The following is a 23,034-nucleotide window of genomic DNA, read 5'->3' on the forward strand; positions in this document are numbered from 1 at the left end:
CCTTAAACGGAGGTCGGTAAATAGGGGCAAGAGTGTATTCATCCTGTTGGCGATATTGTTTTTGACCGGCTTGGTCCGTCTTTACTAGGTGAATCGGCAGAATAGTGGAGCCAGTAGAAGGTGGCAAGCACATTGGGCTTGTTTTGTGTGATATCTCCTAATCATCGATATGGTCAAAGGCTTCGCTGAGCACAAATTACATTGTTCTGAGGCCTTGGGCCGATACAATAATAAAGCTGGTGAATGCATTAAATGGTGATGTCTCAAGTTAAAACGATTAGCTTTATCCTCTTTGCTTAAAACTATTCGCGCCCTGGTGGACGGCTTGTTTGCCCTAGGGGCTTGGCGATTTACCAGCGAACAGCCTGTTGCTCGTAAGTACGTCATGATTGTTGCCGTCGAGCGCAGCAGTCATCATGATTTTGTCAGCTAAATGGTGGTGTTATTTTAAGATACTGAGGACATGGTCTTGATCATTGCTCCTGAGGACACGCGAAGCAACGTTCAGGAATGGAAGGGCGGTTTTTACCATATTGCGGCAGGTGCGGATCTGCCGGTCTTGGCGGCTCAGCTAGATTATGCGAAAAAATATGTCGGTATTGCGCAGGAATATAGGCTGATGGGCGATTACGTTTGTAATATCGAGCGGATCCAAGCGTCTCATCGCGACGTAACGGCAACGTACCCAGAGCAAGGTAGTAGCTGCGTAAAATCACTATAAATTAGGATAGTTGTTGTTTATAGGTCTATATTTATGCTGGGCGAGCTTAATTCCGGCGTTCTGAGTTTGTCGAATTAGACGTTTTACACGCGCCATCTAGTCTTGGGTTCCCGCCAGCCTGTGAAGTTTTGCGGCCAGCTAGGTGAAATACACAGTGGTGTGTTTGGATTTAGCTTGCTATAAAGATGAACGACATTATGAATGTGCATAGCTACGTTCTTCGGCTGCGTATTGGTAGATAGTAGGCAGCGCGCAAATTATGGATTGGTGAAATGTCTGACTTAATGAATTTTTTGCTAGGCCCAGAAATGCCCCCCCATGGGCATTGCTATTTGTGGAATGAAGATTTGGTGCTTTTACACGTCACTAGCGACGTGTTGATCACGTTATCTTACTTCACGATTCCGATTGCCTTAGTTTATTTAGTTCGCAATCGCGACGATTTAAAATTCAATTTTATATTCGTGATGTTTGCGGTCTTTATCTTCGCCTGCGGTGCGACCCATCTTATTAATATATTCAATGTGTGGTACGGCGCTTATTGGCTTAGTGGCATTGTTAAATTGATCACCGCGATTGCCTCTGTTGGAACAGCCATTGCCGTGTGGCCATTAGTTAAAAAGGCTTTGGCGCTGCCCAGTAATCAACAGTTGTTAGATTTGAATCAAAAGCTGCGTGATGAAGTTGCCGACAATGTTAAGCAGCGGGCGGAAGTGGAGCGTTTGTCTAAAGATTTACGCCAGTTGGTGGATGAGCGCACCGAAGAGCTTGCCGAGACGCGGGTGATGAAAACCCTGCTTGAACAAAATCAGATCTCTCTCGAGCGTTCTAATACAGCACTTGAACGTTACGCAACGGTGACCTCGCGGGATATAAAAGAGCCGCTGCGTTCAATAGCCGTGTTTGGTGAACTATTATCAGATCGCTTAATCGACCGCTTGGCGGAGGACGAAGCCAAGTGGTTGACGATGATGGTAAAGTCGGCCAAGCAAACAACGTCGATGATCGATGACTTGCACGAATACTCGAATATGAAGCTAGTTAGTGATTTCGAGCCATCATCTCTCAACGACGCTCTAGAAAAAGCGCTCGCATTGAATGCCTCGGAACTGAAAAAATACGGAGTGAATTTAAAGCGTGATTCGCTCGCAACAGTTAGGCTGCCAATCGAGATCTTAACGTTGTTGCTATCTAAGCTGCTGGATAACGCGATTAAATTTAGTAGAGACGAGGGCGAGCCGACAATAGAGATTGGGCCATTAAATGATGGCGATAGCGGTGAAATTGGGTTCTATATTCGCGACAACGGTATTGGCATTGCACCCCAGTACAGCAAACGTATTTTTGGTGTTTTCGAACGGTTGCACGGTGAGAAAGAGTATGAGGGCAATGGCATTGGCTTAGCGATTTGTCAGCGTATCCTCGATGAATATGAGGGGCGAATAACGCTTCATAGCGAGGAGGGGCAAGGTGCTGAATTTAGAGTATATCTGCCCGCCGCGTAACCGCGTGTTCAGAGCCGCGCTGGGCCTTACTCTCCTGAGTTCGGCTGCTTAATTCGCGAAAATACCATGTCCGCCATGGCGTCGTCGCCGCGCCATAACTGTTGTGCCAGGGCTGCACCGGTTTGGCGGCTGCGGTCGAGGTGGCGGCGAAAACGTCGACAGTGGCGACAAATCATCAGGTGCGCGCGAATTTCAAGCCGTTTCCAGCCAGTGTGCTGGAAATCGATATCGTCGCTGGCGAGATCGGTAAATTGCCTGCAGTTTAGCATTCTCCCGTCTCCTGATAATGATTGATGGTTTTCATAAGTTGTAATCTCGCCCGGTGCAAAATCACTCTAACATTTGCCTCGCTAAGTGCGAGTAGATCGGCGATTTCCTCCAAGCTACTTTGCTCAACATCGCGAAGTAAAAACACGGCTTTTTGGTTTTCCGGCAATATTGTTAAGGTATGTTCTATACAATGTCTTAGCTGATCCTCTTGAAGCATGAGCTCCGGTGTATTGATGTCCCAGTGCGATGGGGGATTTGCCCAGTGCCCCCCGTCATTAAAACTATTCGCGTCAAGTTCGGGGCGCACTTCTTCGATATCCCCAAAACTACTGTGACGCTTTTCTCGGCGCAGCCTCGATTTAGCTTCGTTGCTCACAATCTGGATCATCCACGTCGACAGGCTAGACCGCCCCTCAAATTTAGCGATTGCTTTGTAAATGGAGCTCCAGGCTTCCTGGGTGACGTCTTCCGCAAAAACATCGCCGACAATGGCCCTGGCAACGATAAGTAATTTCGGGTGATAGCTGCTGATAAGCTGCTTAAACGCATTGTTGTCACCCGTTTTAAGGCGGCGAATAAGTTCTTGATCGTCGGCGGGTAAAGACACGAGCATATCCAATAACTGATTAAGCCCCTAGTGTCCCTGATCCTCCTGCTTTCAGGCAACTGTTCACCGCTATGTATTCCTCTTTATTTCGTCACTGTACGATCTAGCCAGTAATCCGCGCTAACAAAGCGACCGCCACCCATTACCATTAGGGCGAGCAACATAACAAGGTAGGTGACCGCAAATTCGATGCCGTTGTTCAGTACCACGAAATTGCCACTTGATGTCAGCCAGTCATAATTTCCATGGGTTTCAAGTAGCGAGCGCGCTGCGGTAAGTTTCTCTACCGAGTCAAGCACGCGATCATTGGCGAAGGGGGCGCTGGCGTCGGCAATAGCCTGCCAGCCATTGCTCCAGTGCACGGTGGTGGCGGCCACGATCATCGTCGCGGCTAAAGGTATAGAAATCCAGCGTGTCGCAAATCCGACCAACAGCAATAGTGCTCCGCCCACCTCTGCGGCCGTTGCTAAAAAGGCCATTCCGTAGGGAAAGGGTAATCCCAAGCCCCAGTCACTGTTGCCAAACCACTCGGCGGTGGCTGAAAAATGCATCATCTTGCTGCTGCCAGCCATCCAAAATACGGGTACCAGATAAAGACGCAGCGCCAGTGAGGGAAGGCCATCCAGCGGTGCCACCATTTTCGCGATAGCAGTCTGCAGGTCGCGAATTGTGTTTATAAAATCTAGCATTGAGTTTACTCCGTATAGTTACCAGCATTGCGCTATAGTCGTTTGTCGGAAACCATCGTGTCGGTTTATGCGATTAAGACGTGCGGCGACAAGTCTTGTTACAGCCGGCGGCAAGAAATTTATTTTCACGACGGTGTAACAGATGGTTTTTAACTGTCTCTAATAAGTAGAGTCGCAATGCTGCGGCCAAATAGATCTTTTAACTGATTACAAAGGTGATGACATAATGAAAAATACTGCGATGACGGCACTAGGTGCAGCCATGTTAGCTTCTTCAATGGCCTCAGTTGCCGTTGCAGATACCAACCCATTTGCGGCTAAAGTAATGAGTAGCGGTTATCAGCTTGCTGATTACGCTAAAGATGCAGAAGGTAAATGCGGCGAAGCAAAATGTGGTGCAGAGAAAAAAGACGGCGAAGCGAAATGTGGCGAAGCCAAATGCGGTGCAGATAAAGCAGCTAAAGAAGGCAAGTGCGGCGAAGCCAAATGCGGCGCCGATAAAGCAGCTGACGAAGGCAAGTGCGGCGAAGCGAAATGTGGCGCTGACAAGAAGTAATTGTTAAATCCCAAGCTCTTCCTTCGACGAGGAGCTTGGGGCTACTCACTATCCCCTTCTATTTCTAGCACTTGACTAGCAAACGTCTACTCGGCTCATTATAGTATTGCTGCATTCTGCCGGCACCGTCGGTCATTTCGCCTGCGATTAATATAAGAGAGCTTTGCTTGCTAACCCTCAGCCTTGAACGAAAACAATTACTAAGTGGTTTATTGCTGTCGCTGGTGACTGTCTTTTTTTCAAGCACTGTTGCGGCGGTGGGCAAGCATGTGTCGCAGGAGGTGCATGTCTCCGCCATTGTGCTTGTGCAGTACGGCATTAGCTTTTTATTCGCGCTACCCGCAGTGCTGCGAGCCGGCCGCTCAGGTGTGACAACAAGTCGTCCCGGCTTGCATATTGTAAGGGGGGTAAGCGGCTGCGCGTGTTTCTATTTGTACTATATTGCGCTCAGTAAAATATCACTGGTTGAGGCAACCTTGCTGCGATCGTCTGCGCCGTTAATGGTGCCATTGGTGATCTACCTGTGGTTTAGTGAACGGCTTCGCAAGGAAACCTGGCCGCCTTTGGTAGTGGGCTTTGTCGGGGTGGTCCTTGTGCTTAAGCCAGGTTTTACTGGCTTGAGCTTGTGGCATTTGTTGGCGCTGCTATCAGGCTTAGGGCTGGCGGTATCGATGGTCAGTACCCGAGTGTTGGCTCAGCATGAGCCGCAAAACCGTATTTTATTTTATTATTTTAGTATCTCCTTGTTGGTTAGTCTGCCGTTTTTCATTTGGAACTATCAGCCTATTCCCCTATCTGCTTGGCCGGGATTATTGTATATGGGCGTCGCTATTTACCTGAGTTTTGTCATGTACACCTTGGCATATCGCTATGTATCTGCGGCCGCCTTAGCACCAATAAGCTATTTTGGGGTTGTGTTTAGCGGCCTATTGGACTGGTTAATTTGGGATCATATTCCCGATGTGCTAACACTATTCGGTATCGCTTTTGTGGTCTCGGGTGGGGTGCTGGTTCTCAGGCATAAAGCGACACCTGCGCCAGCTTAGGCGCAGAGTATCGGTTTTTAAGGGACACTTAGCTTTTATATAGCGGGGAAAGCGCTGGTTCAGCTGCGTGTGTCGCTGGTTTGCTGCGCGCCTTTTTGACTGCGTTTATGATAGTGCTAGGGTCTATGGTAATCGCCTGCCCAGAAAATAAATGGGCGTCGAGTCGTCGGCATGGCTCTTCAAGTTCAGGTATGGCTTTCGCTATCTCGCTCAATGTCATCGCGCGCTTAAAGTGGCAGCTTGCCCAGTGTGTTAGGGCATTGCGTAACTCTTTGTGCTCAGCCTTAATTTTTAGGCAGCGCTCCAGTGATTTGAAAGCCTTGCTCTCGTTTTGAGTACTACTTTCCGGCGCGCTAATCGGGCTGGCAGGGCGATGCCGTCCACGCCACCACGCTGCCGCAAAAGCGATATTGCTGAGTAACAACATGGCGATAACAGCCCATAGTAGCGAGGAGTTATGCGCTTGTGGGCTGTCGACGACATTTGCTTCAGTAGTGTCGTTATCGGCAGTGGGATTATTGACTTTATCGGTGGCATTGTTCGAGGCAATTTCGCCAATAGTGATCTTGCCGTCGCTGGTGTTTGTCAGCGCGGGCGCTACTGTGAATCGACGCTCAGGAAGTACGGCAAATTCCGCGCTGTCTGTATCGGTATTCCACCATGCAAGACGAACCTCTGGAAGCACAAATTCGCCAGCGCGAGTGGGAATGATAGCAAGGGATTCACTGCGAATCCCGGTCCAGTGCGATTGCTCGTCACCTTTTTCAATTTTGGCTTGGTCTGGATAGAGTTTGGCATTCTGTAAATCTATAACAGGTAGCGCCGGCAGTTGTGAGCCTAGCAGGCCGTCAGCGTTGATATTGATAGTGCGGGTAACAGAGTCACCGACTTTAAGTTTGTCGGGATCCTTACTCCAGCTTTCCTCTATTTCAATTTCTTTGGCTGGCAACCATACCGAACCTGTAAATTCCGCTGGCGGCGGTGAAACTTTTACCCGGTGTTGGCCGCTGCGTTTTACCACCAATCTGCCCGGGTCGAGCATCGAGGGTCGGTAGCCTTCAACCCGCGCTTGCAAGGTAAGGCTGGGAATGGAGAGCGTGCCACTAACTTGTGGGTATATGCTGTAGCGCCGTTCGATAACTTGAAAGTAGCGACCGTTGATTAGAGTTTGATAGCGTTGCTCGCCATTGGCCTCAACCACGGCATTGTCGACCTCGGGCGCGTCTAGCGAGGCGTCGAGTATATTCACCGAGGTAAATATTTTCACGGTGTACTGCAGCTCCTGCTGCACGTAAGCATTGCGAGGGGTGATGTCAGATTCAAGATAGATGCTATCGCTATTGGCTTGTTGAGATTTTGCGGCCTTGCTTACCGATATTGTGATGGGGCGGGTTTTGTACTTTCCCATCGGAAGAGCAGGTATTGTCAGAGTGCCTTCGCGTTTTGCGACAAGGGTATAGTCCCATTGCCGGCTACTATTCACCTTGCCATTGATAATATTGGTGCGGCTGCTCTGCTGCTTATTAATAATGTGAAAGTCTGCATCTAGCGCACTGACATCCGGTTCGCCGGAAAACAAAATACTGTCTGCCACCAGCGACAGGGTGAAGGTTTCTTCGCTGGAAACTTGATTGCGATCAACGCTGGCGCGCACATTGGTTTCTGCGTAGGCGTTGTTCATCTGGCACAGGAGTAGTAGCAATACCGCCAATATTGGGCGAGTAAGGATATTGAGGAGGCTGTTTGGCATAAACGCTTTCCTGCGATGCGTATGGTCTGCTATCGAATTAATAGGGTGCATAGTCTTCATTACCACCTTGCTGTTCACCGCGCTGCTGACGTTCTAAATGTTGGTAGCGAAATTTATTGCGCAATAAATTCCCCGGGTTGTCAGGGATTTTTCGCAGCCATTGCTCACGAGCCTGCTCCTCTTCGGTAAGCGGCTCGTCGCTCTCCATGGCAGCTTGCGCAGTTTGTTTGTCGGCAGCTTGGTCCTGTGTCTTGTTGTCTTGATTGGCTTGCAAGGCGTTCTGAACGGCTTCGTTTTGTTCGGCCGCCTGCTTGGCATAGTCTTCTGCTAACTGTTCTTGGCGCTCCCGCGCTTGATCTTCTTCGGCCTTAGCCTGTTCACTTTGTTGCTCTGCCGATGCTTGCTCACCATCATTTTGCTCGAGGTCGTTTTCCTGTTGATCAGACGATGAATTATTTTCTTGATCCGCCTCTTGCTCAGAATTTTGATTGTCTTTGTTCTGCGAATCACCCTGTTGATTTTGTGACTGCGAGTCTTGCGAATTATTTTCATTAGAATCTGAACTTTCAGATTCAGAACTCTCTGAGTCTGAATTTTCGCTATCTTGATTCTGATTATTCTCACCTTGGTCTTGCTTCTGCTGATCTTGCTTGTCTTTTTGGTCTTGATTCTGGTCTTTTGATTGCTGCTGATTTTGTTCTTGTTGTTTTTTTAGATCTTCTACTATTTTCTTATTTGTTTGAGCATCAATAAGATCCGGATTTTTTTCCAGTGCGGCCTGGTAGGCGGCAATGGCGTCATCGAGTTTGCCGGCCTTGGCAAGCGCGTTCCCGCGGTTGTAGTGGGCGTCAGCGGAGTCAAGCTGGGAGTAGCTTTGTGCGGCGGCTTCAAAGTCACCGGCCCGATACTGCGCAGCGGCTTTCCATTCAGGATTTTCAAATTTTTCAGCGGCGGCTTGCGGCTCAGTTGCTAGTATTTTTGCCGCTTGCTGATCTGGGGTCTGCCACAGATCAGCAAACTCAAAGGCATTGGCCTTGCTGGGTTGAAGGATAAGCAGAGCCGGAAGTAGCAGGGGTAAAAAGCTGGCCAGCCAGCTTTTACGAAAACCGAGCAGCGCAAATGGCAGTAGCAATAATACCAGCCAAGGGCCGGCGTCTTTCCATTGATCATAATTGCGTTCAGTGCGGCTATCCGCTTCGGCGCTCAGACTTGTAGCGGTATCGACGGAGAGCGCTTTTATATCGCTGTCGTCTAAACTGAGTTCTCGGTAATCACCGCCGCCCGCCGATGCAAGGCTTTGTAATTCGCCTACGCTCAGTGCCGGGACAATAATGTTGCCGTCGTTGTCCCGTGCAAAGCCACCGCCTGGTAAGGGAATGGGTGCGCCATCCTTGGTGCCGACAGCAAGTACCGAAAGGGGGTAGTCGCTGTTGCTAAGGAAGGATTTTATGCCATCAAGTTGTCGACTATTAATGCCGTCACTAATGAGTAATATCCGGCCATTCGCGCCACTGCGATCCAGCAGGTCTTTGGCGAGGCTAATTCCTGCGAGAGGGTTGCTGCCGGGCAGTGGCATCATGCTGGGATTAAGGCCGGGAATCAGTGTGAGTAGGGTGTTTACATCGTCGGTGAGTGGCGCCACAACAAAAGCGTCGCCGGCAAATACCACCAAACCGGTTTGGCCGTCGCGCCGTAAATGTAAGATGTCGCGCAACTTAAAGCGCGCCTGACCCATGCGCGAAGGTTGTATATCTTCGGCCAGCATCGATGGCGATAAATCCAACACGACCACTAGGCCGTCGGTATTTTTATGGAGGGGCGACGGGGCTTTCTCCCAGGCCGGCCCTAGCAGTGCCAACCACGTCAGCACGGCGGCGAGAAGTAAAATAAGCGCAGATTGGCGGGGCTTGCCACTCGGTTTGCCGTCGAGCAAAAAGGGTAATAGAGCCGGGTCGATATGCTTTTGCCAACTGCGTTGTTGAAATTGCTGGCGGCTGAGGAGCAGGGCGCACATTAGCAGCGGGATAGCTGTCCACGCTAGCTCCGGTCGAATCCAGTGTAATTCCAGGCCGGCGATGTTCATGCAGCCCCCTCGCTTTGTCCGCGTGTATTAAACGGCCAGTTGCGGCTCAGTGCTAACAACAACATGGCGGCAGCCGCAAAAAATAGCGGCCAGTGCAGCAGCGATTTTTCTGGGCGCAGCATTTCCTGTTCTTGTTCAACGGGTTCTAGTGCGGCAATGGCATCGTAGGCCGCTTGGAGTTCGGCGGGGTTGCGAGCGCGAAAATATTCGCCGCCGGTTTTGCTGGCAATGGTTTGCAGCGTGTCTTCGTCTAAATCGGCAGAGGGGTTTACGGTGCGCGCGCCAAAGCTGCTGCCAAAGATGCCTGGCACTTTCATTTCAGTGGCGCCAACACCAATGGTGTAAATTTTAATTTTTTCCGCGGCGGCGAGCTCGGCGGCTTTTAGTGGTTTTAAGGTACTGGCGGTATCTGCACCGTCAGTGAGCAAGATGAGTACGCGGCTGTTTTCCGGCCGTTGACGCAGCCGTTTTATGGCAAAGCCGATAGCGTCACCAATGGCTGTCTGCTTGCCTGCAAAGCCCACTTGGGCTTCATTCATCAAGGTGCTGAGGGTTTCTAAATCGAAGGACAGCGGAGACTGAATATAGGGATTGGAGCCAAACAAAATCAGTCCTAACTTATCTCCCTGGCGTTGCCGAACAAACTCATTTACCACCGCTTTGACCACGGCAATCCGCGGCAAGCCTTGGTCTTTAATAAGCATGTCTTCTTGGCTCATAGAGCCAGAAATGTCGACTGCTAGCATCAGGTCACGGCCAGTGGTAGGCATGGCGACGGGTTCGCCAATCCAGATTGGTCGCGCTGCGCCGGCGAGCAGGGCTAGCCATACCAGGCTGAGCAAAATGAGGTTTCCATAATTGCCGCTGCGAATCGGGCCGCTGTCCTCGCTGCCCAAGCTGCGCAACTGCGCAAAAAAAGGTACCCGCAATGCGGCCGCCGTATTTTGGCTATGTGGTTTTGACAGCCACCTCACCAGCAGAGGTAGGGGAATTAATAAAAAGACCAGTGGCCACTGAAATTCAAACATGGTGGCTCCGGTGACGTTTTATCCACACCGTACTTTCAGCAATAAGAACGTCGCGGGGGAGTGATTGGGCCGCAGGTTGATAAGCCGCGTTTAGCATCGCCTCAATGGCGGCATCGGTGAACGCGGGTTTGTCACCGCAGCTTCGACATAGAAAATCCATCCATTTATCGCCGCTTAAGCCGGCGATATTTTTATTTGTGTAGCTATGCAGTGCGACACGGCGCAGTAGTTGATTGAGTTGCTGCGCAAATTCCCGATCATTTTCTACCGCGTTAAGCGTAATTAATTCAGCGAGCGCTGCGCGCCGGAATGCATTCTTACGACGGTAGTGACGAAGGTAAAGCCCCGCTGCCAAGGTCGCAATGATGACCGCACCGATCACTAGCCACCAGCCTGGTGCCCAGGGAAAGCTGGCCACGGGTGGCGGTAAATGAATATCAGCGAGCTGATCCAATGGCGATGATTGGTCTGCAATAGGGTTTAGTGCGGCTAGATTGTTTGCGTTCATCCCCGCCCCAGTCCGCGCTGAAGTGTTTGAAAGTACGCGGCGTCGGTCGATAGCGCAATATGGTGAATGCCGCCTCTTTTCAGGCTGGCCTGTAATTCGTGACTTTCTTGCCGATGCTGATTGAGGAATTGTTCGCGCAGGCTATTTGTCAGGCGCATTTGTAAACGTTCGCGGCCGTTGCTCACAGGGTAGTTGCCGTTGGCGGGTAAGCTTTCTTCCATTGGATCGCTGATGGATATAGCGATCACGTCGTTGTGGCGGGCCATTAAATGCAATTGGCGCTCGGCTTGCCTTTGATAGCCAGCGAAATCACTAATGACATAGACCGTCGAGCCGGGGCGAGTAATACGCCGCATTTCTTCAAAAGCGGTGGCCAAGCTCTGGTCGCTGGCAATATCAGGCGCGGCGCTTGCGTGGCTGAGGGTTTGATTATACTCGGCCGCGGTGTGGATAAAATTGAGCACTGCGCGATGGCTGCGACGCGGCCGCACTTCGCGGTGGTGCTCATCGGCAAATACCAGGCCGCCAACCCGGTCATTGTTTTCTAGTCCCGCCCACGCGAGGGTGGCGGCAACGTGACAGGCCAGTACCGATTTAAAGCAATGGCGACTGCCAAAAAACATGCTGGCGCGCTGATCCAAACACAGCACAACCGGCCGTTCTTTTTCCTCTTCAAAAATCTTGGTGTGCGCCTTTGCCGTGCGGGCTGTCACCCGCCAGTCGATGTGGCGAATTTCATCGCCACCTTGATATTCGCGCACGTGGTGAAATGCCAAGCCGCGGCCCTTAAATGGCGAAGCGTGGTTGCCGCCTTGTTTGGCAAAGTGGCGGCGGCGCGGTGTGGCCTTTAGTTTTGTGGCGCCAAAGCGGGTGTGAATCAGCGCCTGCTGATCGACGATTGCGCCTTTCACCGGTGCGCTAAAATCACTGCGCAGGGGGCTGTTCATGCCACTGGCACCACCTGCAGAAGGCGGTCAATAATGTCGTCTTTGCGGATGCCGTCGGCCTCGGCTTCAAAGCTCAGAATCAGGCGGTGACGGAGCACATCGTGCGCGATCGCTTGGACATCGTCAGGGCTGATGTAGTCGCGACCATTTAGCCAGGCGTGGGCGCGGGAGCAGCGATCCAATGCAATTGTCGCGCGAGGGCTGGCGCCAACTTCTATCCAGTTACCGAGGTCGGCGTCGAGGGTTTTCGCGTCTCGACTGGCTACCACCAGCTGAACCATATACTCCTCGACGGCGTCTGCCATATGCAGGTCCAGGACCTGCTTGCGGGCAGCGAGCAGGGTTTCTTGGCTGAGCGGGTTGGGAGTGTCAATTTCGCCCTTGGCTTCTGCGCGCACCCTGCGGAGAATTTCCAATTCCGCTGCAGCATTGGGGTAGGCCACATTCACGTGCATTAAAAAGCGGTCAAGCTGCGCTTCCGGGAGTGGGTAAGTGCCCTCTTGCTCAAGGGGGTTTTGGGTGGCCATTACCAGGAATAGTGCCGGTAGAGGCAAGGTCTTGCTGCCAACACTGACCTGTCGTTCCGCCATTGCTTCTAATAAGGCTGACTGCACCTTGGCGGGGGCTCGGTTGATTTCGTCGGCCAGCACCAAATTGTGAAAAATCGGCCCCGGTTGAAATTCAAATACACCGGTTTCGGGGCGGTATATATCACTACCGGTTACGTCGCCAGGCAGCAGGTCAGGGGTAAACTGGATGCGTTGGAAGCTTGCATCAATCCCGTCCGACAAGGTTTTAATCGCCTTGGTTTTTGCTAAGCCGGGCGCGCCTTCAACCAGTAGATGGCCGTCGGCCAGCAGGGCAATTAGCAGGCGGTCGACCAGACTTTGTTGGCCAATAATCTGAGAAGTCAGCCAGTTGCGTAATTGGCCGATGGATTGTTTTTCCGTCATTGGGGGTTTCCCTTGCCGAGCGAGTGTCATTATCTTTTCTTGTGACATTAAAAATGGGGGTTTGCTCGCGCATTTCAAGGGAAAATTTAGTTTTGCTTTAATTTAATGCCCAATCCCTTAAATACGCTGGTTTAAGCCCGCTTAGCTGGCGGGCTGTGGCTGCTATTTGCCTCTCGACTAACGGCTTCATCTAGAGCCTCATAAGATTCCTGTAGGCAGCGCCGATATACCTCGGGCTTGGTCAATGAACTGGGGCTGCTCAGCACCGATAGGGTCATTACCCCGTTGTAGCTGGTGGCCACATGAAACAGGCCCAAGTGGTCGATGATAAGCCCTAGGCACACCATGTCCACCATTTTGGCATCGTTAAAATACAGCGGAACGGGAGGCCCAGGCACGTTGCTGACAATCGTGCAAGCGGGTGCGGCAATGCCGCCGGGCCAGTAGGCGAGAGCAGACAGCGTGCGCAGTGTTGCGGCGCCGAGGCTGTTGGGCATTTCCCGTACCAGCGAGGTAATGGCTGTGCGGCCAATGGATTTAGAAAAATCTTTGGCGTTGTTGGCCGCGTCGCGAACCGCTTGCAGGCGTTGCAGCGGGCACTCGATGTCGGTACGTAAATTGGCGAGTAACATGCTGATTGCATTGCCGGCGACATTGCTGTCGCGATTGCGCACATTTACTGGGACCATCGATGCCAAGGGGTTTTCCGGTAGGCTATTCAGCGCAATCAGGTAGCGCCGCAAGGCGCCGCCAACAATGCTGAGCATGACGTGGTTCACCGTGGTGTGGGGATAGTGACGCCGGATTTGGCGCAGCCGACCGAAATCAAAACGCAGCAGCAATATATTTCTCTCCGCATCGATACGGGTATTGAAAGGCGATTTTTGCCAGCTTACCTTGGGCGTGTGATCGCTAATTTTGAGGCTGGCGGCCTTTTTAAACGAGGGGATCAGCTTGCGTGCCTGCCATGTCAGATTGACAGGTTTGCGAAGATTATTGATGCAGGCTTGGCGGCCTAGCGCCCACTGGCTCGGCACCGCGTCAGGCTGCCAGTCATCCGTTTGCTCGCTCGGCGAAAAGGGCTGGGGGGCTAAATTGTGTAGGCCCGCTAAAATTTCCGTACCGGAAACGCCGTCCATTGCCGCGTGATGTACTTTTAAGTACAAGCCGAAGGCACCTTTGTCATAGCCTTTTAAGGTGCCGAGACCATGTATGACGTGTACCTCCCACAGTGGCCGAGTCATGTTCATGGCTTGGGCGTGTAGGTTTGCTAACAGGGATTCCAGGTCGCCATTGTGGTCTTTAATCGAATGGCTGAATATATGGTGCTTGAGATCAAAATTCTGATCTTCAATCCAGTAGGGGTGATCCATACCATACGATACGTTAAACAAGCGGCGTCTAAAAATCGGGGAAGTCGATAGTCGCTCCTGGAAACTCTGGTGTATTTCCTGCTGTAAAAAGTTTTTATGTTTGGTTGTGCTGGGTTTATAAACTGATAAAGCAGCAATATGCATGGGCGCGTGTTGACGTTCGTTCAAGGCAAAAAAGGCATCTAGGCCGTCTAATTGTTGCATGGTGCGGTGCTTCCTTATTCTGATTTAGGTGCCAAAACTAGAGTAAGTACATTTTATGGTGGCGATGTGTCAGTCAGTGACTGATTTAAAATAGGTGTGAATTCGCTATCAAATTGTGACTAGTCATCGCGATAAAAATTCAGCAATAACTGCGCCATATTTGTGAAGGGTTTGAATGCAGGACGAATTTAATGTCTTCGTAGAGTCTTAAGGGACTCGTTACCGTCGCAAAGTGATTTCCGTGGAGGCCGATATTAATGCGCAATGAGTTTCATCTGCGTCATTTAATAGCTTAGGGTTTTGCGTTGGTTGGGGGGCAGTAGTAAAGCGGATATTTATAAAGTGGGGTGTCGTGCGGTAAAGCGTCGATGTGGCTAAGGCCACTTCCATGAAGCTTAGGGTCTGTTCACACTGCTAATTCAGTGTGAGCAGACCCTACAGTGCTTAAAGTAATAAGTGATACTTAGAATGACAAGGTGACATCTACCCCGTAGCTGCGTGGCTCACCAAATATGGTGGTCACAAAGCCACTCTCCGCCCAGTCAATTTCGTGCGCGGCGTAGGTCTTGTTTTCCAGGTTTCTTCCCCAAAGTTGCACGCTAAGTTCGCTGTCGCCGATCGCGATATTACTCACGCCGAGGGTGGCGCTCAACAGGCCAACGTCGTCTTTGCGGGCAATGCCTTGGGTGCTGAAATAGTACTCGTCTTCCCAGCTGTAATTGACCGTGGCGCTGAGCTCGCCAATGGACACAGGGCGGGTGTAGTCAAGGCTCACGTTGTAGCTGTGTTGTGGCGCCGAGGGGACGTTCTTAGATTGAGAAACTTCCTGTCCGTACTGAATGAAGGACTGATAGCTGGCGTCGAGATAACCGTAACTCACATTTAGTTGCAGGTCCCGGGTTAGCACGGCAGTTAAGTCCATTTCTGCACCAGACATTTCCGCTTCACCGGCGTTAAACGTGTCGGTGGCAATAATGTTGACTGGATCGCTTTGGTCTACCTGCAGATCGGTGTATTCATACCAGAATGCGGCAAGGTTGAGGCGGATACGGCGATTGAGCAGCTCAGCTTTACTGCCAATTTCGTAGGCCAATAGTTCTTCTGGCTCGAAACCGCCGGCAAAACGTGTCTCTGTGCCGCGAGTGTTAAAACCGCCAGCGCGATAGGCGGTGGCGATTTTGGCATAGGCATTGATGTCATCGCTAATATCGTAGGCTGCGGTGAAGCTGGGGGTGAATTTACTGGAGGTCTGGTCACCGCCCACAGTGGCGCCGTTTTGGTTGTTGTATAAATTGTCGTACTTGGTCGCTTCGCGTTTGTCACTGGTATAGCGCAAACCAAGGGTGAGGTGCAGGCGTTGCTCTAGGATCTCAGGGGTGTATTCAAGTTGAGAAAACGCGGCGAGAGATTCTGCGCGAGCATCAATTTCGTAATACTCTTCGGCAATTTGCGGAAAGCCGCCCAGTGCGAGGAGGTTGAGGGAGGCCAGTTGGTCTTCGCTACCCTCTTCTTTGAAGTAATAAAGTCCGCCAACGTAGTCAATTTTTCCGTCGGCCATCGTGCCAAGGAATTGAATCTCTTGCGAGATCTGGTCTTGAACTTTGTCGGTGCGGGTATCGAGAATTTCCGCGCCACTGGCAACCAGCGACGGGAACATACCACCACTGAAGTGGTGTGCGCTGGCTGAATAATCTTGATAGGCAAACTCATCGAGATCGCGGTAGGCGGTAATTGATTTTACGGAGAGGTCGTCATTTACAAACCAGGTGGCCACTAAGCTGTGACCGCTGACGTCATCAGAGCTGCTTTCTAAATTATTTACCGACAGGCTTGATTGGCGAGATTCGCGAGCGAAGGGTGCGAATCCAGCGCCATTGGCATTGGTAGTGCGAGTTAATTGGTAGGCGAGTTGACCGCCTTCAATTTCTGACTGGTCATAGGCATAGTCGATGCTCACTTCATCATTGACTAGCCAGCGAATGGCAATGCGTGCAGCCAGCTTTTGCTGTTCTCCAAAATCTTTGCCGGCACCGGTGTTTTCTACCCAGCCGTCTTCTGCGCTGCGGCTGAATGCAGCGCGCATCATTAGGGTATCGCTAAGGGGAATATTGGCTTGGGTAAGCGAGCGCCAGTAACCGCGATTGCCTTTGCTGAGCTTTTGTTTCAAGCTGAATTCTTCGTTTGGCTGTGCGCTGCGAATTGATATCGCGCCGCCAGTGGTGTTGCGGCCGTAGAGAGTGCCCTGTGGTCCACGCAGTACTTCGATGGCTTGTACGTCGGCAATATCAGCTGTGAGGCCCGCCGAGCGCCCTAAATAAACGCCGTCAAGGTAAACCCCCACCGCGGGGTCTTTGGTAATTTGTAAGTCTGCATTACCCACACCGCGTATAAAGGCGGTCAAGGAGTTGCGATTCGTGGGGTGTGGTGCGGTCGATAAATTAGGAACGGCACCCTGGATATCGCCAACATCGCTCACGCCTAGCTTTTCTAACTTTTCACTATTGAAGGCAAGCAGTGAAATTGGCGCATCCTGCAGTGATTCGGATTTTTTCTGAGCGGTTACCACCACCTCTTCTAGTGTTAGGCCGTTGTCAGATTGCTGGGCATAGCTGCTGTTGACGCTTGCTGCGACTGCAATTAGAGCGCCGGCCGATATGGCATAGGGTCGAAATGAAAACATATTTTACTCCGGATGAACCGTTATTATTTAAAATCTCAACTGAGAAAATGTAGCTTTGACCTGCTTGGGTCAGGCAGCACTTTTCATGGCACTATTTATGTCATGGCAAAGCGCATTGGACATCGTTGACTTGGACTATTTGATGGCTGGCATCGTCTGTACGAATTAGCGAGAAAAGAGGCTGCCGCGAACGGCAGCCAAGACCACTCACCTGGGATGCGAAGCGAATTTGCGGCCAATACTGAAACCACCGTCAACAGCGATGGTTTGGCCATTTACGAATGAAGCGGCGTTTGAGGCGAGAAAGGCGATCACACTGGCGACTTCCTCAGCGCGACCAGCGCGGCCTTGTAAATGCCAACTCACAAATTTTTCATGCAGTTGCGGATCGAGGGCGATGTCCTTGGTCATCGCCGTTTCGATGAGCCCCGGCGCCACGCTATTACATCTAATGCCCTGGCTGGCATAGTCAGCGGTGATGCTGCGGGTTAACTGAATAACACCGCCTTTAGACACATTGTAAGCAACGTTGTTATCGCAGGCTTCCAGTCCAAAAATACTGGCAACATTGATAATGCTGCCGCTGCCTTGGGCGAGCATTACCGGTAGCACGTATTTGCACATCAACATGGTGCCGCTGAGGTTTATGTTCAGTACTTTTTGCCACTGGGACATATCTACCTCAGTTAAGCCACCCCAGCCGCTAATCCCCGCGCAGTTCACCAGGGTGTCGATACCGGCGAATTCGTCGGCCAGTTGATTGACGGTGCTGCGAATCGCGCTCTCTAGCTCAACATTGAGTTTGATGAAGTGAATATTTTTAGACTTCCATATTTCTGCGGTAGCGTCTGATGGCGGATTAATGTCGCAGGCGATAACAGTAGCACCGTTTGCTGCTAAGATTTCTACGCTAGCCAGACCAATACCCGAGCAGGCTCCGGTTATAAGTGCTACGTTTCTCATGCTTCCTCCTCGCTTTTTATATTTACCTAAATGAATTAATCAGCGTTACCCTAGGCAATACGCTGTAAAATCAGGTTTTTGCATTGCTTCTTTAAACTGAGCCCGCGTCCACGGCCAAGTGGCCGGAATCCCTTGGGCGTCTAAATACCAGCTTTGGCAACCGGAGCCAAAAATCGATTTTTTAGCGGCTGCGATACGCGCTTCATCGAATTTGCTTAAGGCGGATTGCGACGCGCTGACTTTGCGGCATACGCCATTTTCTACCAGAGCCATGAGTTGGCTAATGTAGTGCCACTGATGCTCGGCTATTTCGATAAGCGAGAAATTGCCGACCGGGCCGCTGGGCCCGTTTAACATAAAGAAGTTGGGGAAGTCTGGAATAGATACTGACATATAGGCGGTCGGCCGCTCTGACCAAGCCTGCTCCAGCGTGACACCATTCTCGCCGGTGATTGTCATTGGGCGCATAAAGCGGTCTGCTTCAAAACCGGTGGCCAGGACAATTACATCAAACTCTCTTAAAGTGCCGTCGGCGCTGCGAATACCGTTTTCTTCTATTATATCTACGCCCTCGATCAAGATGTCGACATTGGGCTTTTGCGCGGCAACGTAAAATTTTTCTGAGTAAATAAGTCGTTTACAGGCGGCGCGATACTGTGGGCGCAGCCTCTCTCGTAGCTCTGGGTCGCTAATTGATTGCTCCAAATTTTGGGTCACAATATTCTCAATTTCGTGCATGGCGGCGGAGTCTGGTTCTGTTATAGCCACCGAGAAGCGCTCTATATTGGCTTCCAGTTCGGGATCGTTTTGAATACCTTTTAAAGCGACTGGATCGTTGCGAAATAACGCTTTTTCCTCTTCACTAAACACGCCATTCACTACCGGCATGATCCATTGGGGCGTGCGTTGGTAATGACATAGCGTAGCTGCGCGATCCGCTAAGGCAGTCACTATCTGCACACCGGTTGAGCCGGTGCCGACAACGGCGATCCGCTTGTTGTCTAGTGCTACTGAATGATCCCAGCGGGCGCTGTGGAAAATATCGCCTTTAAACGTCTCCATTCCTTCAATACGGGGTATGCGAGGATGGTGCAACACGCCGGTGGCGGCAATAACAAAGTCTGCACAGTCGCTATTCCCACGAGATGTTTTTATATGCCATTGATCGTCAGAAAATTCGCACTGGGTTATTTCCTCGTTAAAGGAAATAATGTCTTCAAGATTATATTTGGCGACTACCGATTCAAAATAGGCCTGAACCTCTGCGCCTGGTGGTAGATGCCGGCTCCACTCGGGGTTGGGGGCAAAAGAATAGGTGTAAGAGTGCGATGGCACATCGCAGGTCAAACCTGGATAGGTGTTTTCGCGCCAGGTGCCACCGATACGGTCAGCTTTTTCGTAAACACGGATATTGTGTTTGCCTGCTTCGCGAAGCTTTATTGCAGCGAGAATGCCCGCCATACCGGCGCCGATAATGACGTAGCGATGTTGTCTATTAGCGTTATTGTTAGTCATTTAAGTGCTACCTTTTATAAGCAAAACTAGTGATATAGTTTCATCCTATTCCGCTTTGGGTGGCGTTAAATCGTCCAGATCAACTATTTGACATGACAAGGTTTGATTTATTTATTCGCTGTAAACGCCGCGACACTTTTTAGTAGAAGGCTCACCAACATGGTTTGCTGGGTGACGCCGGTTTTGGCAAATATGGCGCGCAGATGAGCGCGCGCGGTATTGCGACTGATATGCAGGTTATTGCTCGCGTCTTCTAAGCTTTGACCATCTGCCAATGCCATCGCTAGCCTCGATTCTGCAGGTGTTAAGCCGTACAGCTGTCCTAGCATTTCAGCCGAGGTTTGCGATTTGTATTCTGGGTCGCTGATAAAAATGGCGACAGCAGCCACGGTTTGTCCGTCCACCTGACTCACTTGAGGCATAGAGCGAATCACAATATTTAAGGGCAGCCGCCCAGCGGCGCGGCTAATGGCCATAGCTTGCACAATATGCGGTTTATTTTGTTTGTGCGCGTCGATGGCGCTATTTAGTAACTGCCGAAAATGGCTTGCCTCGCTGCCGTGGGTAACAAGTACTTGTCGGTCTTTGCTGCAAATTCCGTCTTTTTCAGTAAGGATGCGATCTGCGACCGCGTTGCAGTGGAGCACGTGGCGGTTGTCATCGAGGATGACGGTGCCAAGGGAAAGCTGTGACACAGTGCGGTCTAGCAGAGAGCGCTCTGATTCCATTTGCTGGAGTCTGGCGTAGAGCGGAATTGCCTGGTGTAGATGCGGAATCAGTAGAGCTATTTTGTCTTTATCCTGCGCAGTAAAGCAGGGCGAATTGACACCGCGGGTTATTCGCAGGCTCACCCGGAGGCCCTCGGCCAGCTGAATGTCGACGCCAAGGATGTGTAGCAAATCAAAGGGCTTCATACAGCGCAAATAGAACTCGCTGCGCAAAAGCTGCTCGGTAGGCACAAATTCTTCAAGAGTGGTGACTTGCCCGGTAGGGAGGTTTGAAAAGGGGTCGGTGGCATATAGCCCATCACTATAGACATTATTTGGGCTGCCAGATAAGTGTGGTGGTAGGCCGTCATTCAGTAATAAGCCCAGATCACCGGGGTTGGGGTTTCGTAGGATGAGAAAGCAGATATTGGCATTCATTTCTTCGCGTAATTTGCGTAGAAAGGTCTGCCAAAGTGGAGTCTCGTCTAAACCTTTGTAAATGCTCTCTAAAAGACTGCTGAAGGTGTTTAAGTCGTACGCAGCACTATCGTTTGTGGCCATGTCGATGGGCTCGCTTATTATATGCACTATTGTTTATTGGGTATTGCTTGCTGCGATTGTAGGGTAAGAAATATAGCATAGCCCTAAAGTGGAGGTATGTAATAGTCCATCTCGACGATGAATGTTTTGCTTGAGAACGGCACATTGCTACTTTGCACAATAATGTTAGACAGGTAGGACGGAGATCTATGCTTATAGATGGACAACAGGTTGCGGTGATTACCGGCGCGGCGAGTGGAATTGGATTGGGTTTAGTCAATATTTGCGCGGCCAGAAATATACGTATTGTCGCTGCCGATATTAGTCAGGCGAGGCTTGAGTCATTGAGTAAAGATTTGCAGGGGCGCAAGATTGATCACCAGATTATGGTGTGCGACGTCTCCGATCCCAGTCAAATTAAGGCCTTAGCCGACCTCGCCTACTCTCATTATGGCCAAGTTAACTTACTCTTCAATAACGCCGGTATCATGATCAATGGCTTGAGTTGGGAGTGCGGCATCGCTGAGTGGCAGAAGACAATAAATATCAATCTCATGGGTGCTGTTTATGGCATACACGAATTTGTGCCCCGAATGCTGATGCAGGCGTCGCCCGCCCATATTGTGAATACCTCATCCTTGGCTGGCTTACTAAGTTCGCCGATGATGGCGCCCTATAGTGCGAGTAAGCACGCTCTGGTGTCGCTGTCAGAGAGTTTACTATATGACCTGCAAAGCCAGGGTTCGGAAATCGGCGTGTCGGTGCTTTGCCCCGCGCAGGTTGACAGCAATATTATGGATGCGATCGATATTGGTGGCGCGCAGCACGGCACTGCTAAACAATTAAATGATTTTTTGCGCAGCGGTATTCAAGCGGGAATGTCGGCAGATGACGTGGCCGAGCAGGTGTTTGACGCGATCGAGCGCGGGGCATTTTGGATATTCACACATCCAGATTTTAAGCCGGCATACCTTGCCAAGGCAGATGCCTTGGCGAATGAGCGAAACCCCATTTTTGAGCAAGTGATCTGCGATTAAATATCGTGCTTAAATTAAAAATAGTTGTAAATAGAATAATAGAGGAGTGCGGATGTTAGCCCCGGAAGTAAAAGTATTATTGGAATATATGCGCACTCAGCCTAGCGTGGCGCTAGCTGATCTCACTCCTGAGATGATGCGCGCACAGACCCTGCCATTGTCAGAAAATAGTGAGGCAGTGTTGAAGGTAGTGAATACCCTGATTCCTCTACCTGCGAAAGACAATGAAGCTGGTAGTAAAGATCCCATCGGAGTTCGCCTATATTATCCAGCCAGTTCGGCCGATGTTATCGGCGCGCTGCCAGCGCTAATATTTTTTCACGGCGGCGGTTTTGTCGGCTGCGATCTGGATACCCACGACGGCATGTGCAGAACGCTCTGCAACGCCAGTGGCGCGGTTGTGGTGTCGGTCGACTACCGCTTGGCACCGGAAGCGCGTTTTCCTGCTGCACCGGAAGATGCTTACCGCGCACTGTTATGGCTGTCACAAGAGGCCGAGACTTTGGGTGTTGATGCCGCGGCGATATCGGTATGCGGCGATAGCGCGGGCGGCAATTTAGCGGCGCTATTGTGTTTGCTTAGCCGCGACCGCCAAGGCCCGGCGATACAAAAACAAATTCTGCTGTATCCGGTCACATCGCCTCATTGTGATACTGACTCACACCATAAATTTGCTGAAGGCTACTTTTTAACTCGAGAACAAATGCAGTGGTTCTGGCAGCACTACCTTGGCGACACCGCAAATGCCCTAAGTCCCTATGTTGATTTGTTGGCGGCTGATCTTGCGAACTTGCCGCCGGCGGTTATTGTGACTGCTGAGTACGATCCCCTCTGCGATGAAGGCAAGTTGTACGCCGATAGATTGGCGGCCGAAGGTAATCATGTCGATTATCAAAGCGTGGCTGGACAGATACACGGCTTCTGCAGCTTTGCCGATTTTATTCCCAAGGGGAGAGAAGTGCTTGTGGGTTTGTTTGGGGCTTAGCCATTTTACAGGCTAGCCTCTCTATTGAGCGCCTCTGATGCCCACTGATTTATGCTTTGCCCGCTCAATTCAGCCGCGGTAGCAATTGCCGCGTGAATTTCAGGGCGAAGTCGAAGCATTAATTTTCCCGAATAGGGCTTTTGAGGCTCCTTACCCACTCTATTACAGGTCTCCAAATAGTCATTAACGGCTTCTTCAAATGCAGCTTTGAGCTCAGAAACACTTTCGCCATGAAAGCCGACAACGTCTTTTATGCCGGCAATATGACCAATAAAACATTCATCTTCTGAACTAAATTCAATACGAGCAGCATAACCTTCATAGACCAAGGATTTGCTCATGGCTCTACTCCTAGTTGTTTAAGAAA

The 23,034-nt window shown here is 50.8% G+C and carries 22 protein-coding genes; 7 read left to right on the top strand and 15 right to left on the bottom strand.

Annotated features, from left to right (window positions below; all coding sequences use genetic code 11):
- Positions 1 to 292 precede the first annotated feature (292 nt).
- From AAC007_RS09615 to AAC007_RS09625, 3 genes are all read left to right on the top strand, one after another.
- On the top strand, positions 293 to 433 hold the full coding sequence (locus AAC007_RS09615) for a hypothetical protein (protein WP_339676285.1): 141 nt from the start codon (positions 293 to 295) through the stop codon (positions 431 to 433).
- A 30-nt stretch (positions 434 to 463) separates the two neighbouring features.
- Complete coding sequence (locus AAC007_RS09620; RefSeq protein ID WP_339676287.1) at positions 464 to 721, top strand: hypothetical protein; 258 nt, start codon at positions 464 to 466, stop codon at positions 719 to 721.
- A gap of 272 nt (positions 722 to 993) precedes the next feature.
- Positions 994 to 2,226: an ATP-binding protein gene (locus AAC007_RS09625; protein ID WP_339676290.1), complete on the top strand. Its 1,233-nt coding sequence runs from the start codon at positions 994 to 996 to the stop codon at positions 2,224 to 2,226.
- Positions 2,227 to 2,252: 26 nt separating this feature from the next.
- Here AAC007_RS09625 and AAC007_RS09630 read toward each other — a convergent pair whose 3' ends face one another.
- The 3 genes from AAC007_RS09630 to AAC007_RS09640 form a co-directional block, all read right to left on the bottom strand.
- The gene (locus tag AAC007_RS09630; protein ID WP_339676293.1) at positions 2,253 to 2,495 is read right to left on the bottom strand and encodes a hypothetical protein; all 243 of its coding nucleotides are present in this window, start codon (positions 2,493 to 2,495) and stop codon (positions 2,253 to 2,255) included.
- Positions 2,489 to 3,103 (bottom strand): sigma-70 family RNA polymerase sigma factor, encoded by a 615-nt coding sequence (locus AAC007_RS09635; protein WP_339676295.1) that lies wholly within the window; start codon positions 3,101 to 3,103, stop codon positions 2,489 to 2,491. Before AAC007_RS09635 ends, AAC007_RS09630 begins: the two co-directional genes overlap by 7 nt.
- An 83-nt stretch (positions 3,104 to 3,186) precedes the next feature.
- On the bottom strand, positions 3,187 to 3,792 hold the full coding sequence (locus tag AAC007_RS09640; protein ID WP_339676297.1) for a DoxX family protein: 606 nt from the start codon (positions 3,790 to 3,792) through the stop codon (positions 3,187 to 3,189).
- 226 nt (positions 3,793 to 4,018) lie between these two features.
- On the opposite strand from AAC007_RS09640, the gene AAC007_RS09645 reads away from it, so the two are divergent.
- Complete coding sequence (locus tag AAC007_RS09645) at positions 4,019 to 4,348, top strand: hypothetical protein (RefSeq protein WP_295876486.1); 330 nt, start codon at positions 4,019 to 4,021, stop codon at positions 4,346 to 4,348.
- Positions 4,349 to 4,515: 167 nt separating this feature from the next.
- On the top strand, positions 4,516 to 5,394 hold the full coding sequence (locus tag AAC007_RS09650; RefSeq protein WP_295876484.1) for a DMT family transporter: 879 nt from the start codon (positions 4,516 to 4,518) through the stop codon (positions 5,392 to 5,394).
- Positions 5,395 to 5,422: 28 nt separating this feature from the next.
- On the opposite strand, the gene AAC007_RS09655 is transcribed toward AAC007_RS09650, so the two are convergent.
- The 11 genes from AAC007_RS09655 to AAC007_RS09705 all read right to left on the bottom strand — a co-directional run bounded on the left by AAC007_RS09655 (position 5,423) and on the right by AAC007_RS09705 (position 20,666).
- Entirely contained in the window at positions 5,423 to 7,144 is a 1,722-nt protein-coding gene (locus tag AAC007_RS09655) for a BatD family protein (protein ID WP_339676301.1), read from the bottom strand.
- A 37-nt stretch (positions 7,145 to 7,181) separates the two neighbouring features.
- Positions 7,182 to 9,227, bottom strand: a complete 2,046-nt coding sequence (locus AAC007_RS09660; protein WP_339676303.1) for a VWA domain-containing protein — start codon at positions 9,225 to 9,227, stop codon at positions 7,182 to 7,184.
- A complete protein-coding gene (locus tag AAC007_RS09665; RefSeq protein WP_339676305.1) occupies positions 9,224 to 10,255 on the bottom strand; it encodes a VWA domain-containing protein in 1,032 nt (343 codons plus the stop codon). Before AAC007_RS09665 ends, AAC007_RS09660 begins: the two co-directional genes overlap by 4 nt.
- Entirely contained in the window at positions 10,248 to 10,763 is a 516-nt protein-coding gene (locus tag AAC007_RS09670) for a DUF4381 domain-containing protein (protein WP_339676306.1), read from the bottom strand. The genes AAC007_RS09665 and AAC007_RS09670 overlap by 8 nt, the downstream gene beginning before the upstream one ends.
- The gene (locus tag AAC007_RS09675) at positions 10,760 to 11,710 is read right to left on the bottom strand and encodes a DUF58 domain-containing protein (protein WP_339676307.1); all 951 of its coding nucleotides are present in this window, start codon (positions 11,708 to 11,710) and stop codon (positions 10,760 to 10,762) included. The genes AAC007_RS09670 and AAC007_RS09675 overlap by 4 nt, the downstream gene beginning before the upstream one ends.
- Positions 11,707 to 12,663, bottom strand: a complete 957-nt coding sequence (locus tag AAC007_RS09680; protein WP_339676308.1) for a MoxR family ATPase — start codon at positions 12,661 to 12,663, stop codon at positions 11,707 to 11,709. The genes AAC007_RS09675 and AAC007_RS09680 overlap by 4 nt, the downstream gene beginning before the upstream one ends.
- Positions 12,664 to 12,794: 131 nt before the next feature.
- The gene (locus AAC007_RS09685; RefSeq protein WP_339676311.1) at positions 12,795 to 14,240 is read right to left on the bottom strand and encodes a wax ester/triacylglycerol synthase family O-acyltransferase; all 1,446 of its coding nucleotides are present in this window, start codon (positions 14,238 to 14,240) and stop codon (positions 12,795 to 12,797) included.
- 463 nt (positions 14,241 to 14,703) lie between these two features.
- On the bottom strand, positions 14,704 to 16,920 hold the full coding sequence (locus AAC007_RS09690) for a TonB-dependent receptor (protein ID WP_339676312.1): 2,217 nt from the start codon (positions 16,918 to 16,920) through the stop codon (positions 14,704 to 14,706).
- A gap of 207 nt (positions 16,921 to 17,127) precedes the next feature.
- Positions 17,128 to 17,883, bottom strand: a complete 756-nt coding sequence (locus tag AAC007_RS09695) for an SDR family oxidoreductase (protein ID WP_339676314.1) — start codon at positions 17,881 to 17,883, stop codon at positions 17,128 to 17,130.
- Between the two features lie 45 nt (positions 17,884 to 17,928).
- Positions 17,929 to 19,398, bottom strand: coding sequence for an NAD(P)/FAD-dependent oxidoreductase (locus tag AAC007_RS09700; RefSeq protein ID WP_339676317.1), 1,470 nt, complete (start codon positions 19,396 to 19,398; stop codon positions 17,929 to 17,931).
- 107 nt (positions 19,399 to 19,505) lie between these two features.
- Entirely contained in the window at positions 19,506 to 20,666 is a 1,161-nt protein-coding gene (locus AAC007_RS09705) for a helix-turn-helix transcriptional regulator (protein WP_339676319.1), read from the bottom strand.
- Positions 20,667 to 20,854: 188 nt separating this feature from the next.
- Here AAC007_RS09705 and AAC007_RS09710 point away from each other — a divergent pair, with 188 nt between their 5' ends.
- Both AAC007_RS09710 and AAC007_RS09715 read left to right on the top strand, forming a co-directional pair.
- Positions 20,855 to 21,682: an SDR family NAD(P)-dependent oxidoreductase gene (locus tag AAC007_RS09710; RefSeq protein WP_296434394.1), complete on the top strand. Its 828-nt coding sequence runs from the start codon at positions 20,855 to 20,857 to the stop codon at positions 21,680 to 21,682.
- Positions 21,683 to 21,734: 52 nt separating this feature from the next.
- Complete coding sequence (locus AAC007_RS09715) at positions 21,735 to 22,667, top strand: alpha/beta hydrolase (RefSeq protein ID WP_339676322.1); 933 nt, start codon at positions 21,735 to 21,737, stop codon at positions 22,665 to 22,667.
- Between the two features lie 5 nt (positions 22,668 to 22,672).
- Here AAC007_RS09715 and AAC007_RS09720 read toward each other — a convergent pair whose 3' ends face one another.
- Positions 22,673 to 23,008 (bottom strand): type II toxin-antitoxin system HicB family antitoxin, encoded by a 336-nt coding sequence (locus AAC007_RS09720; RefSeq protein ID WP_219044327.1) that lies wholly within the window; start codon positions 23,006 to 23,008, stop codon positions 22,673 to 22,675.
- Between the last annotated feature and the right edge of the window lie 26 nt (positions 23,009 to 23,034).

This window comes from uncultured Zhongshania sp. (assembly GCF_963975605.1).
Taxonomy (GTDB): domain Bacteria; phylum Pseudomonadota; class Gammaproteobacteria; order Pseudomonadales; family Spongiibacteraceae; genus Spongiibacter; species Spongiibacter aquimaris.

Coding starts and splice junctions, on each gene's coding strand:
- AAC007_RS09705 (WP_339676319.1), bottom strand. CDS start 20,666: ATGGCCACAAACGATAGTGCTGCGTACGACTTAAACACCTTCAGCAGT.
- AAC007_RS09645 (WP_295876486.1), top strand. CDS start 4,019: ATGAAAAATACTGCGATGACGGCACTAGGTGCAGCCATGTTAGCTTCT.
- AAC007_RS09620 (WP_339676287.1), top strand. CDS start 464: ATGGTCTTGATCATTGCTCCTGAGGACACGCGAAGCAACGTTCAGGAA.
- AAC007_RS09715 (WP_339676322.1), top strand. CDS start 21,735: ATGTTAGCCCCGGAAGTAAAAGTATTATTGGAATATATGCGCACTCAG.
- AAC007_RS09690 (WP_339676312.1), bottom strand. CDS start 16,920: ATGTTTTCATTTCGACCCTATGCCATATCGGCCGGCGCTCTAATTGCA.
- AAC007_RS09710 (WP_296434394.1), top strand. CDS start 20,855: ATGCTTATAGATGGACAACAGGTTGCGGTGATTACCGGCGCGGCGAGT.
- AAC007_RS09665 (WP_339676305.1), bottom strand. CDS start 10,255: ATGTTTGAATTTCAGTGGCCACTGGTCTTTTTATTAATTCCCCTACCT.
- AAC007_RS09640 (WP_339676297.1), bottom strand. CDS start 3,792: ATGCTAGATTTTATAAACACAATTCGCGACCTGCAGACTGCTATCGCG.
- AAC007_RS09675 (WP_339676307.1), bottom strand. CDS start 11,710: ATGAACAGCCCCCTGCGCAGTGATTTTAGCGCACCGGTGAAAGGCGCA.
- AAC007_RS09700 (WP_339676317.1), bottom strand. CDS start 19,398: ATGACTAACAATAACGCTAATAGACAACATCGCTACGTCATTATCGGC.
- AAC007_RS09695 (WP_339676314.1), bottom strand. CDS start 17,883: ATGAGAAACGTAGCACTTATAACCGGAGCCTGCTCGGGTATTGGTCTG.
- AAC007_RS09720 (WP_219044327.1), bottom strand. CDS start 23,008: ATGAGCAAATCCTTGGTCTATGAAGGTTATGCTGCTCGTATTGAATTT.
- AAC007_RS09655 (WP_339676301.1), bottom strand. CDS start 7,144: ATGCCAAACAGCCTCCTCAATATCCTTACTCGCCCAATATTGGCGGTA.
- AAC007_RS09680 (WP_339676308.1), bottom strand. CDS start 12,663: ATGACGGAAAAACAATCCATCGGCCAATTACGCAACTGGCTGACTTCT.
- AAC007_RS09625 (WP_339676290.1), top strand. CDS start 994: ATGTCTGACTTAATGAATTTTTTGCTAGGCCCAGAAATGCCCCCCCAT.
- AAC007_RS09685 (WP_339676311.1), bottom strand. CDS start 14,240: ATGCAACAATTAGACGGCCTAGATGCCTTTTTTGCCTTGAACGAACGT.
- AAC007_RS09630 (WP_339676293.1), bottom strand. CDS start 2,495: ATGCTAAACTGCAGGCAATTTACCGATCTCGCCAGCGACGATATCGAT.
- AAC007_RS09660 (WP_339676303.1), bottom strand. CDS start 9,227: ATGAACATCGCCGGCCTGGAATTACACTGGATTCGACCGGAGCTAGCG.
- AAC007_RS09670 (WP_339676306.1), bottom strand. CDS start 10,763: ATGAACGCAAACAATCTAGCCGCACTAAACCCTATTGCAGACCAATCA.